The organism is Streptomyces subrutilus, assembly GCF_008704535.1.
Lineage (GTDB): Bacteria > Actinomycetota > Actinomycetes > Streptomycetales > Streptomycetaceae > Streptomyces > Streptomyces subrutilus.
The window spans coordinates 3572381-3587970 of the sequence record NZ_CP023701.1; the positions used below are offsets into that span (position 1 = coordinate 3572381).

15 protein-coding genes are annotated in these 15590 nt (G+C 74.9%); 10 read left to right on the plus strand and 5 right to left on the minus strand.

Features of this window, described 5'->3' with window-relative positions; translation table 11 throughout:
• Nucleotides 1-105: 105 nt before the first annotated feature.
• Nucleotides 106-771 carry a GntR family transcriptional regulator gene (locus CP968_RS15595; protein WP_150518592.1) on the minus strand — a complete coding sequence of 222 codons (666 nt, stop codon included), beginning with the start codon at nt 769-771 and terminating at the stop codon, nt 106-108.
• Nucleotides 772-930: 159 nt separating this feature from the next.
• Nucleotides 931-2283, minus strand: coding sequence for an aspartate aminotransferase family protein (locus tag CP968_RS15600; protein ID WP_150518593.1), 1353 nt, complete (start codon nt 2281-2283; stop codon nt 931-933).
• Nucleotides 2284-2576: 293 nt separating this feature from the next.
• Here CP968_RS15600 and CP968_RS15605 point away from each other — a divergent pair, with 293 nt between their 5' ends.
• From CP968_RS15605 to CP968_RS15635, 7 genes are all read left to right on the plus strand, one after another.
• A complete protein-coding gene (locus CP968_RS15605; RefSeq protein ID WP_150518594.1) occupies nt 2577-3215 on the plus strand; it encodes a type 1 glutamine amidotransferase family protein in 639 nt (212 codons plus the stop codon).
• Nucleotides 3208-3732 (plus strand): MarR family winged helix-turn-helix transcriptional regulator, encoded by a 525-nt coding sequence (locus CP968_RS15610; protein ID WP_373304104.1) that lies wholly within the window; start codon nt 3208-3210, stop codon nt 3730-3732. Before CP968_RS15605 ends, CP968_RS15610 begins: the two co-directional genes overlap by 8 nt.
• A gap of 153 nt (nt 3733-3885) precedes the next feature.
• The gene (locus CP968_RS15615) at nt 3886-5055 is read left to right on the plus strand and encodes a serine/threonine-protein kinase (protein ID WP_150518595.1); all 1170 of its coding nucleotides are present in this window, start codon (nt 3886-3888) and stop codon (nt 5053-5055) included.
• An 83-nt stretch (nt 5056-5138) separates the two neighbouring features.
• Nucleotides 5139-5528 (plus strand): nuclear transport factor 2 family protein, encoded by a 390-nt coding sequence (locus tag CP968_RS15620; RefSeq protein ID WP_150518596.1) that lies wholly within the window; start codon nt 5139-5141, stop codon nt 5526-5528.
• A gap of 261 nt (nt 5529-5789) precedes the next feature.
• Nucleotides 5790-7130, plus strand: coding sequence for a sensor histidine kinase (locus CP968_RS15625; protein ID WP_150518597.1), 1341 nt, complete (start codon nt 5790-5792; stop codon nt 7128-7130).
• Entirely contained in the window at nt 7127-7786 is a 660-nt protein-coding gene (locus CP968_RS15630; protein WP_150518598.1) for a response regulator, read from the plus strand. The genes CP968_RS15625 and CP968_RS15630 overlap by 4 nt, the downstream gene beginning before the upstream one ends.
• Before the next feature lie 139 nt (nt 7787-7925).
• On the plus strand, nt 7926-9149 hold the full coding sequence (locus CP968_RS15635) for a cytochrome P450 (RefSeq protein WP_150518599.1): 1224 nt from the start codon (nt 7926-7928) through the stop codon (nt 9147-9149).
• A 48-nt stretch (nt 9150-9197) separates the two neighbouring features.
• Here the strand turns inward: CP968_RS15635 and CP968_RS15640 are convergent, their stop codons facing one another.
• Both CP968_RS15640 and CP968_RS15645 read right to left on the minus strand, forming a co-directional pair.
• Nucleotides 9198-10781 (minus strand): ABC transporter permease, encoded by a 1584-nt coding sequence (locus CP968_RS15640; protein WP_150518600.1) that lies wholly within the window; start codon nt 10779-10781, stop codon nt 9198-9200.
• A complete protein-coding gene (locus CP968_RS15645; RefSeq protein ID WP_150518601.1) occupies nt 10778-11671 on the minus strand; it encodes an ABC transporter ATP-binding protein in 894 nt (297 codons plus the stop codon). The genes CP968_RS15640 and CP968_RS15645 overlap by 4 nt, the downstream gene beginning before the upstream one ends.
• Nucleotides 11672-11746: 75 nt before the next feature.
• Here CP968_RS15645 and CP968_RS15650 point away from each other — a divergent pair, with 75 nt between their 5' ends.
• Nucleotides 11747-12244 carry a GbsR/MarR family transcriptional regulator gene (locus CP968_RS15650; protein ID WP_150521936.1) on the plus strand — a complete coding sequence of 166 codons (498 nt, stop codon included), beginning with the start codon at nt 11747-11749 and terminating at the stop codon, nt 12242-12244.
• A 177-nt stretch (nt 12245-12421) separates the two neighbouring features.
• A complete protein-coding gene (locus CP968_RS15655) occupies nt 12422-13114 on the plus strand; it encodes an alpha/beta hydrolase (protein WP_150518602.1) in 693 nt (230 codons plus the stop codon).
• 63 nt (nt 13115-13177) lie between these two features.
• Here CP968_RS15655 and CP968_RS15660 read toward each other — a convergent pair whose 3' ends face one another.
• Entirely contained in the window at nt 13178-14074 is an 897-nt protein-coding gene (locus tag CP968_RS15660) for a diacylglycerol kinase (RefSeq protein ID WP_229886781.1), read from the minus strand.
• Nucleotides 14075-14258: 184 nt separating this feature from the next.
• Between CP968_RS15660 and CP968_RS15665 the strand changes: the two genes are divergently transcribed.
• On the plus strand, nt 14259-15542 hold the full coding sequence (locus tag CP968_RS15665) for an adenylosuccinate synthase (protein WP_150518604.1): 1284 nt from the start codon (nt 14259-14261) through the stop codon (nt 15540-15542).
• Nucleotides 15543-15590 lie beyond the last annotated feature (48 nt).

The following is a 15590-nucleotide window of genomic DNA, read 5'->3' on the forward strand; positions in this document are numbered from 1 at the left end:
GCTCCGATCAGTCGTTGCCGCCGATCGGCCAAGCGTAGTGCGCCGGACACCCTCCGCGAAGGGGTGCGCATCACCCGGTCCCCGCCGCACCCGGCGCGCCCGCCGCTACAGTCCCGCCGCCCAGTTCAATCCGTGCTGGTTGTAGTCGTGCACGAGGCGGCGCACGGTGTCCGCGTCGTTCAGGGTGACGGCGTCCACCAGCTCGCCGTGCCGGTCCCACAGGGCGGCCCGCAGCCGCGGGTCGCGCTGGAGGTGCGGGACGGCGAAGACCCAGCACTGGACGCGGATGCGGTGCAGGAACTCGGAGATGTAGGTGTTGCCGACGAGCGCGCTCAGCTCCCGCCAGAAGCGCAGGTCGTAGCCGATCAGCACTTCGAGGGTGCCGCCGCGCGCGGCCCGCCGCGCCTCCTCGGCGCGGCGGCGCACCGACACCAGCCGCTCGCCGGAGCCGGGGGCGACCCCGCGCTCGGCGAGCCTGCGGAAGATGCCGTCGACGATCAGGGTGCGGGCCTCGACCATGCCGCGGAAGTCGTCGGCGGAGTAGACCCGCACGCGGAAGCCGCGGTGCTGGAGCAGTTCGAGCAGCCCCTGGGCGGAGAGGTCGACGAGGGCCTCGCGGACGGGGGTCGCGGAGACCTCGTACTGCTCGGCGATCTGTTTGACGGTGAACTCGGTCCCCGGCGGCAGGCGTCCCGCGAGCACCTCGTCCCGCAGCGCGTCCGCGATCTGCTGGCGAAGTGTGTTGCGGGTGACAGCTCCGCTGCCTGGCATAGGGGCCCGTCTCCTCTGTAGGACTCCGGACACCTTAGGCCAGACCGTGCGGCCGAAACCGAGCGGTCGAGGATCGTTATGCGGATTAAAGGACCGTTATGCGGACGTCTCGGAGGCCCGCCCGACGGGCGCGGGGCACGGCGGGCGGGCCCCGGCGGCTCAGCCGGAGGCGGTGTGGCGGTCGGCCACCGTCAGCGCCTCGTCGAGCAGGGCCAGGCCCTCCTTGGCCTCCGTCTCGCCGATGTTGCAGGGCGGCACCACGTGGGTGCGGTTCATGTTGACGAACGGCCAGAGGCCGGAGGCCTTGCAGGCGGCGGTGAACTCGGCCATGGGCGCGTTGTCGGCCCCGGCGGCGTTGTACGGGACGAGCGGCTCGCGGGTCCCCTTGTCGCGTACGAGCTCCAGCGCCCAGAAGGCGCCGAGGCCCCGGACCTCGCCCACGGAGGGGTGCCGCTCGGCGAGCGCGCGCAGCCCCGGGCCGAGCACGTCCTCCCCGAGGCGGGCGGCGTGCTCGACGACGCCCTCCTCCTCCATCGCGTTGATGGTGGCGACGGCGGTGGCGCAGGCCAGCGGGTGTCCGGAGTAGGTGAGCCCGCCGGGGTACGGCCGGGTGGCGAAGGTCTCGGCGATGGCGGCGGAGATGGCGACGCCGCCGAGGGGGACGTATCCGCTGGTGACGCCCTTGGCGAAGCAGATGAGGTCGGGGGTGACGTCCCAGTGCTCGGAGGCGAACCAGCGGCCGGTGCGGCCGAAGCCCGCCATGACCTCGTCGAGGACGAAGACGATGCCGTGGCGGTCGCAGAGCTCGCGCACGCCGGCCAGGTAGCCGTCGGGCGGCGTCATGATCCCGGCCGTGCCCGGGACGGTCTCCAGGACGATCGCCGCGACGGACTGCGGCCCCTCGAAGGCGATGGTGTCGGCGAGGTGGGCCAGCGCCCGCTCGCACTCCTCGGCCTCGGTGGAGGCGTGGAAGGCGGAACGGTAGAGGTACGGGCCCCAGAAGTGCACGACGCCGGCGGAAGCGGTGTCGGAGGGCCAGCGGCGCGGGTCGCCGGTCAGGTTGATCGCGGCGGCGGTGGCGCCGTGGTAGGAGCGGTAGGCGGAGAGCACCTTCTGCCGGCCGGTGTGCAGCCGGGCCATGCGGACGGCGTTCTCGACGGCCTCGGCGCCGCCGTTGGTGAAGAAGATCTTGTCGAGGTCGCCGGGGGTCCGCTCGGCGATGAGGCGTGCGGCCTCGGAGCGGACGTCGACGGCGAAGCCGGGCGCGAGGGTGCAGAGCCGGGCGGCCTGCTCCCGGACGGCCTCGACGACCTTGGGGTGCTGGTGGCCGATGTTGGTGTTGACCAGCTGGGAGGCGAAGTCGAGGAAGCGGTTGCCGTCGTAGTCCCAGAAGTACGAGCCCTCGGCCCCGGCCACGGCGAGGGGGTCGATCAGGGCCTGCGCGGACCAGGAGTGGAAGACGTGAGCGCGGTCGGCGGCCTTGACGGTCGCGGCGGTGACGTGAGGGGTCATGCGGTCACGCTAGAAGTGCGCTGGTGGGGAGGGATATCGGCGGACTGTATGGGGGTGGGGGGCCGGTCTCGGCAGTCTGTCCGCCCCGGCGGGGGCCGCGGCGGCCGGAGGGGGCGCGGAAGGGGCTGCGGGCCGGTCCGCGACATTGACAGCATGCTGCCTTTATGACAGCCTATTGTCATGTGAGGCGAGGCGTCCCGACGGACGCCGGACCGGACATCTCCGGCGCGACCGCCGGCGCACGTGAACGTGAACGTGATGAGAGCGAAGCAGTGATGCTGGAGGCGAGCACCATGACCGAGACCCCGCGCAAGCCCGTCCACCTCGCGGTCTACGACACCTACGCGGACTGGGAGACCGGGCACACCACCGCCCATCTCACGCAGCACGGCCACGAGGTCCGCACGGTCGGGCCCGCCGCCGGCGAGCCCGTCACCACCATGGGCGGCGTCCGCATCCAGCCCGACCTGGCACTGGCCGGGCTGCGGCCGGAGGACTCCTCGCTGCTGATCCTCACCGGGGCCTCGCTCTGGGACGCGGGCGACGCGCTGGCGCCGTTCGCGGCCAAGGCCCGCGAGTTCCTGGCCGCCGGGGTGCCGGTAGCGGCGATCTGCGGCGCGACGGCCGGACTGGCCCGCGAGGGCCTGCTGGACGACCGCGCGCACACGAGCGCCGTCTCCTTCTACCTGGCCGGGCAGCCGGGCTACGGTGGCGCGCGGCACTACGTGGAGGCGGACGCGGTCACGGACGGCGACCTGATCACGGCGGGGCCGACCGACCCGGTGGCCTTCGCGCGCGAGGTGTTCGCCCGGCTGGACGTGTACAAGCCGGACGTGCTGGACGCGTGGTACCGGCTGTTCCACGACTCGGACCCGAGTGCGTACCCGGTGCTGATGGCGGCGGAGGAAGAGGAGGCGGCGAACGGTGTTTGATCCCCTGCCCGAGGGCGCGGACGACGGCCCGCGGACGGCGGGCGCCGACCGGGCCCGGCAGGACCTGCTGAGCCGCACCGCGCTCGGGGTGTTCCGGCTGAACGGCCAGTTCCTCGCCATCTCCGAGGAGCTGGCGCGGCCGGCCGGGCTGACGGCCGCGTGGTGGCAGGTGCTGGGGGCGGTGCTGCGGGAGCCGCTGCCCGTCGCCGGGATAGCCAGGGCCATGGGCATCACCCGGCAGAGCGTCCAGCGCATCGCGGACCTGCTGGCCGACAAGGGGCTCGCGGAGTACGTCCCGAACCCGGCCCACCGCCGGGCGAAGCTGCTGCGCCCGACCGACGCGGGCCGGGCGGCGATCGCCCTGATCGGCCCGGGTCACGCGGCGTGGGCGAACCGCCTGGCCGAGGCCCTGGGCGACGAGGCCTTCACGGAGACCATCCGCGTCCTGGACCGCCTGGCCGCGACCCTCGACGCCCTTCCCCTCCCGGACGACGCCCGGCCCGCGACGGCCACCTGAGCCGCCCGCCCCGCCCCGGGGGCCGGGCGGGCGGGGCCCCGGGACGGTACGGGTCCGGGAGAGGACCCGCACCGGTGCCGCGAACAGCGCCTCCCGGCGGGGGGCGCCGCACTACGCTCGGCCGGACGCCTTGAGGGAGGGGTCCACCCGGCCATGGAGCAGTTGCACCCGCACGACCCGCACCGCATCGGCCCCTACCGGCTGCTGGCACGGCTCGGCGCGGGCGGGGGCACGGCCCAGGTCTACCTGGCCCGCTCCGGGCGCGGGCGCACCGTCGCCCTCACCTCGGTCCGCCCCGGGGCCGCCGGGGACCTGCGCGCCCGCTTCCGCCGGGAGGTCGCCGCCGCCCGGCGCGTGGACGGGCCGTGGACGGCGCCGGTGCTCGACGCCGACACCGAGGCGGCCGCCCCCTGGTACGCCACCGGCTACGTCGCCGGGCCCAGCCTGCGCCGGGTCGTCGAGGGCGGCTGCGGCCCACTGCCCGAGCGCTGCCTGCGGGTCCTGGCCGCGGGCCTCGCGCACGCCCTGCGCGACGTCCACCGCGCCGGCCTGGTCCACCGCGCCCTGACCCCCTCGCACGTGCTGCTCACCCTCGACGGCCCCCGCGTCACCGGCTTCGGAGTCACCGGCTTCGGCCTTCCGCGCGGGGCCGGGTCCGGGCCGGCGGGCGACCGGCCCGGTTTCGCCGCGCCCGAGCAGGAGCGCGGCGGGCCGGTCACCGCCGCCTGCGACCTCTTCGGCCTCGCGGTCCTGGCGTACGCGGCCACCGGACGGCCGCCGTTCGGCACGGCCGGGCCGACGGTGCGGGGCCCGGAGCCGGACCTGGACGGGGTGCCGGCCGGGCTGCGCGAGCTGGTACGGGACTGCCTGCGCCGGGACCCCGGCGACCGGCCGGGCACCGCCGAGGTCCTGGCCCGGGTCGGCGCGGCGGGCTCGGTGGCGGACGGGAGGGTGCTGGGGCCGTGGCTGCCCGGTCCGCTCGTGGCCCGGCTCGGGCTGCACACCGTACGGCTGCTGGACCGCGAGGAGGCCGGCCCGGAACGCCCGCTGCCCGCCGCGCCCCCGCCCCCGCCCCCGCCCGCGGACCTTCCCGGGGGCCGCGGGTACGGGCCGCCGCCGCAGTCGCCGCCGCGGCCGCGCGGACGGGCGGCCTCCACGGCCTTCCTCCTCGCCGTGGCCCTGGTCGTCGCCGTCGCGGCCGGGGCCACCGTGTACGCCGTGATGACCGGGGAGCAGGACCCGGCCCCGCCGGGCGGCGTCCCGCGGCCGCCCGCCGGCCCGACCGCGACCGCCGCGCCCGCGCCCGGCGACCGGAAGAACTGATCCGCCGGGCGATTGTGTCGATGCCAATAAGCCTGTAGGCAAAGCTTGTTTGCGCGGGGCGGCCGCGTCGGACACTGCCGCACATGGAGCCGTTGGACGTGGTTGCGGAACTGTGGGAGCGGATCGGGGCACGCGACTGGGACGCGGTGGCCGGGCTCATCGCCGAGGACGCCGTCATCGAATGGCCCGTGAGCGGCGAACGCATCGTGGGCCGCGCCAACTTCGTCGCCGTGAACAGCGACGACGGCTGCGCGGACGACCGGCCGGTCGAGCTGCTGCGCATCCTGGCCGACGGGGACCTCGTCGTCACCGAGGTGGAGATCCCGCAGGACCACGTCGTCTACCGCGCCGTCTCCCTGTGGACGGTCCGGGACGGGGAGGTCGTGGGCGCGCGCGAGTACTGGACCAGCCCCGGCCAGGACCCGGCCCCCCGCTGGCGCGCGGGCTACGTGGAACCCATGGTCGCGGACTGACCGCGGGCCGCCCCTGCCCGACCGGCGGCCCTCGCCCCCGGTGGGCGCCGCCCCGCCGCCGAGCCGGCGCAGCACGGTGGGATTCTCGCCCCGGTGGGCGCTTGCGATGCGGTCGCGGCGCCCGTCGGTCCCGGTCATGACCGGAGCCTGACGGCGGGGGCCCGGGGGCGCGCGCGGTGCGGGTAGTACTTGAGGGGGAGGCGCGGATATCCCCTTCAGCGCCGACGCGGACGACGGGGGCGCCGCCCTACGGTGAGGGGTATGACCGATACGACCACCGGGGCGACCGCCCGGGCGCCCGAGTTCCGCCTCGCGTCGGGGCTCTTCCAGAGCTTTCGCGACGACCTGATCACCGACGCCTTCTCCTACCGGCCGCTGCCGCCGGTCCGCACGGACGGACGGCTCGCCCGGTGGGTGCCGCGGTCGCTGCGCCCCAGGACGGCCTACCTGCCGCACGCCGTGGTGGTCCTGCTGGCCGTGATCACCGCGTTCGTCTCCGTCGTCAACGGCGGCATGGGGGCATCCGGACTGCCGCTGCTGATGGGGCTGATGGCCGCGGCCCCGGTGCTGATGACGCTGGTGCGGCCGGTGGGCGCCTTCTGGGCGGTGGTCGCCGTCACCCTGCCGCTGGCGCTGCTGGGGAACGCCTCGATGACCTGGCCGTGGTCGCCGGGCACCTTCTTCGCCCACCTCGTCGTCGTCACCGTGGTGGCGCTGCGCAGCCGGCCGCGGGTGGCCGGCTGGCTGTGGCTGGCCACCGTGGTCGTCGGGTCGGTGCTGCCGCTGCTGATCGGCCGGGACGCCGAACTGGGACCGATGGCCTTCCTGTCGGCGGTCGCGCTGCTCGCCGTCACGGTCCGCAACACCCGCCGGCAGGCCGAGCAGGAGGTCACGGCCCAGCAGGAGGTCACGGCCGTCGAGCGGGACCGGCGGACGCTGCTGGAGGAGCGGACCACGATCGCCCGGGAGCTGCACGACGTGGTCGCGCACCACATGTCGGTGGTGGCGATCCAGGCGGAGGCCGCCCCGTACCGGGTGAAGAACCCGCCGCCGGAGCTGGAGGCGGCGTTCGCCACCATCCGGGAGAACGCGGTGTCCGCGCTGACGGAACTGCGCCGGGTGCTCGGCGTGGTGCGCTCCGCGGACTACGAGGCCCCGGACGCCCCGCAGCCGACGCTGGCCTCGCTGGACGGCCTGCTGGCGAACGTGCGGGACGCCGGTCTGACGGTGGACAGCACGGTCACGGGCGCGGTGCGGGAGCTGCCGCAGGGGGTGGAGCTGTCGGCGTACCGGATCGTCCAGGAGGCGCTGAGCAACACGCTGCGGCACGCGCCGGGCGCGGAGGCCGGGGTGGAGGTGTCGTACGTGCTGGGCGGTCTGGGGGTGCGGATCGTCAACGGGGCGCCGACCGGCGACGTGCGGCCCTCGCCCGGGGCGGGTCACGGGATCACCGGGATGCGGGAGCGGGTGGCGATGCTGGAGGGCGAGATGACGGCCGGGCCGACGGCCGCGGGCGGGTACGAGGTCGCGGTGTTCATCCCGGTCCGGCGTCCCGAACCGGCCGCGGGCGCGGTCCCGGACGCCGGGGCGGCGACGCCGTGACGATCAGGGTGTTGATCGTCGACGACCAGATGATGGTCCGCGAGGGGTTCTCCGTGCTGCTGAACGCCATGGACGGCATCGAGGTCGTCGGCGAGGCGGTGGACGGCCGCGAGGCCCTCGCCCGGGTGGCGGAGCTGCGGCCGGACGTGGTCCTGATGGACATCCGGATGCCGGTGATGAACGGGCTGGAGGCGACGCGGGAGATCATGGCCGCCGACACGGACGCGAAGGTGTTGGTCCTGACCACCTTCGACCTCGACGAGTACGTCTACCAGGCGCTGCGGGCCGGGGCCTCCGGCTTCCTGCTCAAGGACGCCTCGGCGCGGCAACTGGCCGACGGGGTGAGGGTGGTGGCGTCGGGCGAGGCGCTGCTGGCGCCCTCGGTGACCAAGCGGCTGATCGCGGAGTTCTCGAAGCTGGCCGAGGCCCCGCGGCTCGCGGACCCGGCGGGCGTCGGGGAGCTGACGGACCGGGAGACGGAGGTGCTCGTGCTGATCGCGCAGGGGCTGTCCAACGCCGAGATCGCGGACCGGCTCGTGGTCGCGGAGTCCACGATCAAGACGCACGTGAGCCGCGTGCTGGTGAAACTGGGCCTGCGGGACCGGACGCAGGCGGCCGTCTTCGCCTACGAGACGCGGCTGGTGCGGCCGGCGTAGCGCCGGGCCGGGTCCGCCCGCGCCGGGCCGGGTCCGCCCGCGCGGGGCGGGGGCCGCCCGGGCGCCGGTCCCGTGCGGATCTCGTGGCGGTGTCCGCGGCATCCCGCCGGACGGCCCGCCGCGCGCCTACTGTGCGGGGATGGGTTTTGATCCGTGGGACGCCGCCTTCGTCGCCGATCCGTATCCGGCCTACCGGGAGGTGCGGGAGCAGGGCCGGGCGGTGTGGTTCGAGCCCACCGGGCAGTGGCTGGTGCCGCACTACGCCGATGTGAGCGCGCTGCTGCGGGACCGGCGGCTGGGGCGGACCTACCTGCACCGGTTCACGCACGAGGAGTTCGGCCGCGAGGCCCCGCCGCCGGAGCACGAGCCCTTCCACGTGCTCAACGGCAACGGGCTGCTGGACCTGGAGGACCCCGCGCACGCGCGGGTGCGCCGGCTGGTGGCGAAGGCCTTCACCCCGCGGACCGTGGAGCGGCTGGTGCCCGCCGTGCGGCGGCTGGCCGGGGAGCTGGTCGGGCGGTTGCTCGCGGACGGGGGCGGGGACCTGCTCACCGTCGTCGCCGAGCCGCTGCCGGTGGCGGTGATCGCGGAGCTGCTCGGCGTCCCGGAGGCGGACCGGGGGCTGCTGCGGCCCTGGTCCGCGGACATCTGCGGGATGTTCGAGCTGCGGCCCGACGAGGAGACGGCGCGGCGGGCGGTGCGGGCGAGCGAGGAGTTCGGCGCGTACCTGCGGGCCCTGATCGCGGAGCGGCGCGCCCGGCCCGGGGAGGACCTGGTCTCGGGGCTGATCGCGGCCCACGACGAGGACGGCCGGCTCAGCGAGCAGGAGATGATCTCCACGTGCGTGCTGCTGCTGAACGCCGGGCACGAGGCGACGGTCAACACCACCGCCAACGGCTGGTGGACGCTGCTGCGCCACCCCGGGCAGTTGGCCGGGCTGCGGGAGCGCGCGCACCCCGGGGACGCGGCGTCCGGATGCCTGTCCACAGCTGTGGACGAACTGATGCGCTTCGACACTCCGCTGCAGATGTTCGAACGCTGGGTGCTCGACGACGTCCGGATCGGTGACACCGTCGTCCCCCGGGGCGCGGAGGTGGCGCTGCTCTTCGGGTCGGCCAACCGGGACCCCGCGCGCTTCGCCGACCCCGACGTCCTCGACCTCACCCGGGCCGACAACCCCCACCTGACCTTCGGTGCCGGGATCCACTACTGCCTGGGCGCCCCGCTGGCCCGGCGCGAGCTGGAGGCGTCCTTCGGGGCGCTGCTGGCCGAGGGGGTCCCGCCGCTGCGGCTGGCGAAGGAGCCGCAGTGGCGGGAGGGATACGTCATCCGGGGGCTGCGGGAACTGCTCGTCGAGTTCTAGGCCGTCCCCTTCGGACCGGGCCGTCTGCGCGAAGGAGCGCCGGGCCGCCTACACCACCAGGTCGCGGCGGCGCAGCGCGGCCAGCCCGGCCGCCGTGAGGGCCGCCGCCAGGGCGGTCAGGGCGAGCAGCGGGGCCCAGGCCGTCGCGGCTGCGGCGCCGGGCAGACGGGGCAGGTGGGCGAAGGGCGAGAGGTCGAGCACGGCGTCGGGCAGGTGCAGCGCCGGGCCGACCCAGCCCAGGGCGAGCGCGGCCCCGGCCACGGCCCAGGCGACCGCCGTGTACCGCGGGGCCGCGCCGTGCAGCAGGACCGCGAGGCCGCCGATCGCCCACACCGCCGGAAGTTGGGCGAGCGCGGCGCCGACCGCCGGGCCGAGCGCGGCGGCCCGGCCCTGCCCGAGGCCCAGGCCGAGCCCGGCGGCGAGCAGGATCAGCGCCGGGCCGCCGAAGGCCGCGGCCAGGTGGCCGCCGGCCCAGCGCAGCCTGCCGACCGGGTGCGCGAGCAGCGGTTCGGCGCGCTGCCCCGTCTCCTCGGCGGCCAGGCGCAGGACGGCCGCGACGGCGTACAGGGCGGCGACCATGCCGAGCATCTGGGCCATGGTGGCCAGGAAGGCGTCGGTCAGCCCGCTCCGGTTGCCCATCCGCTCGATGAGCTCGCGCGTCCGGTCGTTGCCGCCGACCAGTTCGGTGGCGCCGGCGGCGACGGCGCCGAAGACCAGCCCGGCGGCGAGGAAGGCCAGGCTCCAGCCGACGAGGGCCGGGCGCTGGAGCCGTCGGGCCAGCGCCCCGGCCGAGCCGAGCCGGCCGTGTGCGGGGCCGGGGCGGGCCGGCAGGAGGCCCGTGCCGAGGTCGCGCCGGCCGGCCAGCGCGTACGCGGCCGCCGCAAGCGCGGCGGTGGCCGTCGCGAACAGGGCCAGCACCCACCAGCGTTCGCCCGCGAAGGCCCGTACGTGCTCCAGCCAGCCCAGCGGCGAGAGCCAGGTCGGCAGGGACGCGCCGGCGGGGGCGCGGGCGTCGCCGACGGCGCGCAGTACGAAGGCCGCGCCGATCGCCGCCCCCGTGAGCCCCTTCGCGAGGCGCGCGCTCCCGGTGAGTTGCGCCGCGACGGCGGCGAGCGCCGCGCAGAGCGTGCCGGTGGCGCCGATGCCCAGCCCGAGGGCCGCCGCGCCGGCCGCGCCGTGCCCGGCGAGGCCGGCGGTCACCAGGGCCGCGGCCAGGCCGTTGGCGAGCAGGGCGGTCAGCAGCGCCGCGGTCAACGGGGCACGGCGGCCCACCACGGCCGCCGACAGCATCTCCTGACGGCCCGTCTCCTCCTCTTCGCGGGTGTGGCGGACCACGATGACCAGGCTCATGATCCCGGCGAGCACCGCGGCGAAGACCCCGCCCTTCCATGCGGTCAGTGCGCCGACGGAGTCGCCGAAGACCGGTCCGTACAGGCCGCGCAGCGAGCCGCTGGCGTTGGTGGTGGCCAGCAGGGTGCCGCGCTCGGCGGGGGTCTGGTAGACCGATTCCAGCGAGGCGGGCAGGGCCAGCACCATCGACGCGACGACGAGGATCCAGACGGGCGCCAGCACCCGGTCGCGCCGCAGGGCGAGCCGCACCAGGGCCGCGGTGCCGGCGAGCGGGGCGCTCATCGCGCACCCTCCTCGGCGTAGTGGCGCAGGAACAGCTCTTCGAGGGTGGGCGGGGTGGAGGTCAGCGACCGGACGCCGGACGCGGCGAGGGAGCGCAGGACGGCGTCCAGCTTGTCGGTGTCGACCCGGAGGCGGACGCCGGCGCCCCGGACCTCGACGTCGTGGACGCCGGGCAGGTGCGCGAGGCCGTCGGGCGGCCCGGCGAGTTCGGCGCTGATCGAGGTGCGGGTGAGGTGGCGCAGCTCGGCGAGGGTGCCGCTCTCCACGGTGCGGCCCCTGCGGACGATGCTGACCCGGTCGCAGAGGGCCTCGACCTCGCCGAGGATGTGCGAGCTGAGCAGGACGGTGCGCCCGCCGGCGCGGGCTTCGGTGACGCAGCCGCGGAAGACCTCCTCCATCAGCGGGTCGAGGCCGGAGGTGGGTTCGTCGAGGACGAGCAGGTCGGTGTCGGAGGCGAAGGCGGCGACGAGGGCGACCTTCTGCCGGTTGCCCTTGGAGTAGGTGCGGCCCTTCCCGGTCGGGTCGAGTTCGAAGCGCTCGACCAGTTCGGCCCGGCGCGCCGGGTCGAGTCCGCCGCGCAGCCGCCCGTAGAGGTCGATGACCTCGCCGCCGGAGAGGTTGGGCCACAGGGTGACGTCACCGGGGACGTAGGCGACGCGGCGGTGCAGGGCCACGGCGTCGGACCAGGGGTCGCCGCCGAGGAGTTCGACGGTGCCCGAGTCGGCGCGCAGCAGGCCCAACAGGATGCGCAGGGTGGTGGACTTGCCGGAGCCGTTGGGGCCGAGGAAGCCGTGGACCTCGCCGGTGGTGACCGCGAGGTCGAGTCCGTCCAGTGCGTGCGTGCGGCCGAATGCCTTGTGGAGTCCGGCGACACTGATGGCCTTGGTCATGCTTCTGAACGTACGCTACTTTCACAAACTTGTGAAGCTCGGGAATAACGTAAAGTCGGGAGGGTGGCGGACGACATGGCGGTACCGGCGGCGGTACGGGACGAGGAAGCGGTCTCCCGCTTCGTGGAGCGGTTCGCCGCGCAGCTGAACGAGGCGGGGATGCAGCGGATGGCCGCGCGGGTCTTCGCGCAGCTGCTGGCCAGCGACGGCGGGGCGATGACCTCGGCGGAGCTGGGCGAGGCGTTGCGGATCAGCCCGGCGGCGGTGTCGGGCGCGGTGGCGTACCTGACCCAGGTCAACATGGTCAGCCGCGAGCGGGAGCCGGGCTCGCGCCGCGACCGGTACGTGCTGCACAACGAGCTCTGGTACGAGACCTTCACCCGGCGGGACCAGATCCTGACCCTGTGGGAGAAGACCCTGCGCGACGGCGCGGCGGGCGTGGGCGCGGCCACCCCGGCCGGGGCCCGGATCGCCGAGACGGCGGCCTTCTTCGCGTTCATGCAGAGCGAGCTGGTGGGCATGATGGACCGCTGGCGGGCCCACAAGGTGACGCTCGGCTTCGACGCGGACTGACCCCGCGCACCCCGGGCCGGGCCGGGCGCGCGCCCGGCCGGAACCCGCGCTGGCGACACGCAGGCGCTCGCCCCGGAGGCGACCCGCTGCGGTGGCGGGGTCCCGGGGCGCTGCCTAGCGTGGGCGGCGGACGCGCCGCACCCGCGCGGTGCCCGCCGCGAGAGAAGGTGCGAGCCCATGGCCGCGAAGCCCGCCGTCGTTCTGGTCCACGGATTCTGGGGCGGCGCCGCCCACTGGGCCAAGGTCGTCCCCGAGCTGCGCCGCCGCGGCTTCGGCTCGCTCCACGCGGTCGAGAACCCGCTGACCTCGCTGGCGGACGACGCCGAGCGCACCCGCAGGATGGTCCGGCAGATCGGCGGGCCGGTGGTCCTCGTCGGCCACTCGTACGGCGGCGCGGTCATCACCGAGGCGGGGGACCTGCCGAACGTGACCGGGTTGGTGTACGTCGCCGCGTTCGCCCCGGACGCGGGCGAGAGCCCGGGGCAGATCAGCCAGGAGCAGCCGCCGGCGGCGTTCGAGAACCTCGCCCCGGACTCCGACGGCTACCTGTGGGTCAAGCAGGACAAGTACCACGAGAGCTTCGCGCAGGACCTGCCGGAGGAAGAGGCGTTCGTCATGGCCGTGACGCAGAAGGCGCCGCTCGCCTCGACCTTCGGCGACACCGTCACCGCGCCCGCCTGGCGGGTCAAGCCGTCCTGGTACCAGGTGTCCACCGGGGACCGGATGATCCACCCGGACAACGAACGGCGGATGGCCGCCCGGATGGACGCGCGGAAGGTCATCGAGCTCGACGCCTCCCACGCCTCCCTGGCCTCGCAGCCGGTCGCGGTCACCGACCTCATCGAGGAAGCCGCCACGGCCTCCGCGTAGCCCCGGCGCAGCCGTGTGAGGGCGCCGGGAGACCGGGCGCGGCCCCGCACGGCTCCCCCTCCCTCAGCGCGGTGTCGTGAGCGCCCACGCCGCCGGGTGCAGGGTCCACGTGCGGCGCCGCACCGGGCCCCCCATCGCCGCGTCGGCCCGGTAGCGGAAGTCCGCGCCCGACACGGTCACCGTCTTGGCCCGGGCCCGCACCACCGCGCCCGCCCGCTCCGCTTCGCCGCCGGCGCCCGGGGCGGCCCCGGTCACGGCCGCCCGGACCACCACCTCCGCGAGCCCGCCGTCGTCCCGCGTGGACACCGCGACCTCCTCGACGGGCCGGTCCACGTCGGCCAGCACCACCCCGTCCGCCTCCACCCGCAGCCGGCGCGGGACCGTACCGCCGCCGCCCGCCGGGCGCACCAGCGTCCGCACCAGCGAGCGGTACGCGCTCCACACCGACGGCCCGGCCCCGGACGGGCCGCCCGGCGCCCGCGGCGTCCGCGAACCGCCCGGGCCGCCGCCCGTCCGCAGCGGCCCGATGCGCACGGCGCCCAGCACCACCCCGTCGCTGTCGTCGACGAGCAGGTCGCACATGCGCACCGCCCCGTCGAGCACCGCCCGCGCGGCCGTCACCGCCGACAGCGGCACGCCGAGCGACCCGGCCAGCCCCAGGGAGCCGGCCGCGCCCACCGGGATCAGCGAAACGGCACCTCCGGCCAGCCCCCGCTCCCGGTGCAGCAGCCCGACGGCCCGGACCAGGGCGCGGTCGTCCCCGACGATCACCGGCTGCCGATGACCCCGGCGGGCGAGCGCCCGCGCAAATTCCTCCTGCGAATCCGGAAGGCAGATTTTCGCCGCCGCTCCCGCTGACAACACATCTTTCGCGATCCGCACGGACTCGCCGTCAAGACGGCGGGCGACCGGGTCGACGAGCACGAGCAGGCCGCCTACCGGCGCGCCCGCGTGGCTCATGGTGGGCTCTGGAGCCGACACCTCGGTCCTTCCTCGGGTAGCATCTTTGTGCAAGAGGCCCTTGCGCTATTGCGCCAGGGCCTTCGTCTATTCCGGGGCACCGGTCCGACGGCTCAGCCTGCGGTGTACATCGTCGTACGCCCCCTGACCTTGGACATGCCCCATCCGGAAGAGGTGTACGCCTGTGCCCGCTCTTGTGCTGCTCGGAGCTCAGTGGGGTGACGAGGGCAAGGGAAAGGCCACCGACCTGCTCGGTGGTTCCGTCGACTATGTAGTGCGCTACCAGGGTGGCAACAACGCCGGCCACACCGTCGTCGTAGGCGACCAGAAGTACGCGCTGCACCTTCTCCCTTCCGGCATCCTCTCCCCCGGATGCACCCCGGTCATCGGCAACGGCGTCGTCGTCGACCCGGCCGTCCTGCTCTCCGAGCTGCGCGGCCTCAACGAGCGCGGGATCGACACCTCCAAGCTGCTCATCAGCGGTAACGCGCACCTGATCACGCCGTACAACGTCACCCTCGACAAGGTCGGCGAGCGCTTCCTCGGCAAGCGCAAGATCGGTACCACCGGCCGCGGCATCGGCCCGACGTACGCGGACAAGATCAACCGCGTCGGCATCCGCGTCCAGGACCTCTACGACGAGTCGATCCTCACCCAGAAGGTCGAAGCGGCGCTGGAGGGCAAGAACCAGCTCCTCGCCAAGCTGTACAACCGCCGCGCCATCGAGGCCGGCGCCATCGTCGAGGAGATGCTCCAGTACGCGGAGCAGATCAAGGGCTACGTCGCCGACACCACCCTGATCCTCAACAACGCGCTGGACGAGGACAAGGTCGTGCTCTTCGAGGGCGGCCAGGGCACCCTGCTCGACGTCGACCACGGCACGTACCCCTTCGTCACCTCCTCGAACCCGACCGCGGGCGGCGCCTGCACCGGTACCGGTGTCGGCCCGACGAAGATCAGCCGCGTCATCGGCATCCTGAAGGCCTACACCACGCGCGTCGGCGCGGGCCCGTTCCCGACCGAGCTGTTCGACGAGGACGGCGAGGCCCTGCGCCGCATCGGCGGCGAGCGCGGCGTGACCACCGGCCGCGACCGCCGCTGCGGCTGGTTCGACGCGCCGATCGCGCGCTACGCGACCCGCGTGAACGGCCTCACCGACTTCTTCCTCACCAAGCTGGACGTGCTGACCGGCTGGGAGCAGATCCCGGTCTGCGTCGCGTACGAGATCGACGGCAAGCGCGTCGAGGAGCTCCCCTACTCGCAGACCGACTTCCACCACGCGAAGCCGATCTACGAGAACCTCCCCGGCTGGTCCGAGGACATCACCAAGGCCAAGACCTTCGCGGACCTCCCGAAGAACGCCCAGGCGTACGTCAAGGCGCTGGAGGAGATGTCGGGCGCCCCGATCTCCGCGATCGGCGTCGGCCCCGGCCGCACCGAGACGATCGAGATCAACTCGTTCCTCTAGGCCGCCGCCGGCCCCCGCATGCCCGGAGGGGCGGCACGCTCGCGCGTG

Bases quoted from the DNA above. Each gene is read 5' to 3' on its own strand.
- CP968_RS15640 (WP_150518600.1), bottom strand. From the start codon at position 10,781: ATGAGCGCCCCGCTCGCCGGCACCGCGGCCCTGGTGCGGCTCGCCCTG.
- CP968_RS15635 (WP_150518599.1), top strand. From the start codon at position 7,926: ATGGGTTTTGATCCGTGGGACGCCGCCTTCGTCGCCGATCCGTATCCG.
- CP968_RS15595 (WP_150518592.1), bottom strand. From the start codon at position 771: ATGCCAGGCAGCGGAGCTGTCACCCGCAACACACTTCGCCAGCAGATC.
- CP968_RS15650 (WP_150521936.1), top strand. From the start codon at position 11,747: ATGGCGGTACCGGCGGCGGTACGGGACGAGGAAGCGGTCTCCCGCTTC.
- CP968_RS15605 (WP_150518594.1), top strand. From the start codon at position 2,577: ATGACCGAGACCCCGCGCAAGCCCGTCCACCTCGCGGTCTACGACACC.
- CP968_RS15655 (WP_150518602.1), top strand. From the start codon at position 12,422: ATGGCCGCGAAGCCCGCCGTCGTTCTGGTCCACGGATTCTGGGGCGGC.
- CP968_RS15625 (WP_150518597.1), top strand. From the start codon at position 5,790: ATGACCGATACGACCACCGGGGCGACCGCCCGGGCGCCCGAGTTCCGC.
- CP968_RS15620 (WP_150518596.1), top strand. From the start codon at position 5,139: ATGGAGCCGTTGGACGTGGTTGCGGAACTGTGGGAGCGGATCGGGGCA.
- CP968_RS15615 (WP_150518595.1), top strand. From the start codon at position 3,886: ATGGAGCAGTTGCACCCGCACGACCCGCACCGCATCGGCCCCTACCGG.
- CP968_RS15660 (WP_229886781.1), bottom strand. From the start codon at position 14,074: ATGAGCCACGCGGGCGCGCCGGTAGGCGGCCTGCTCGTGCTCGTCGAC.
- CP968_RS15645 (WP_150518601.1), bottom strand. From the start codon at position 11,671: ATGACCAAGGCCATCAGTGTCGCCGGACTCCACAAGGCATTCGGCCGC.
- CP968_RS15600 (WP_150518593.1), bottom strand. From the start codon at position 2,283: ATGACCCCTCACGTCACCGCCGCGACCGTCAAGGCCGCCGACCGCGCT.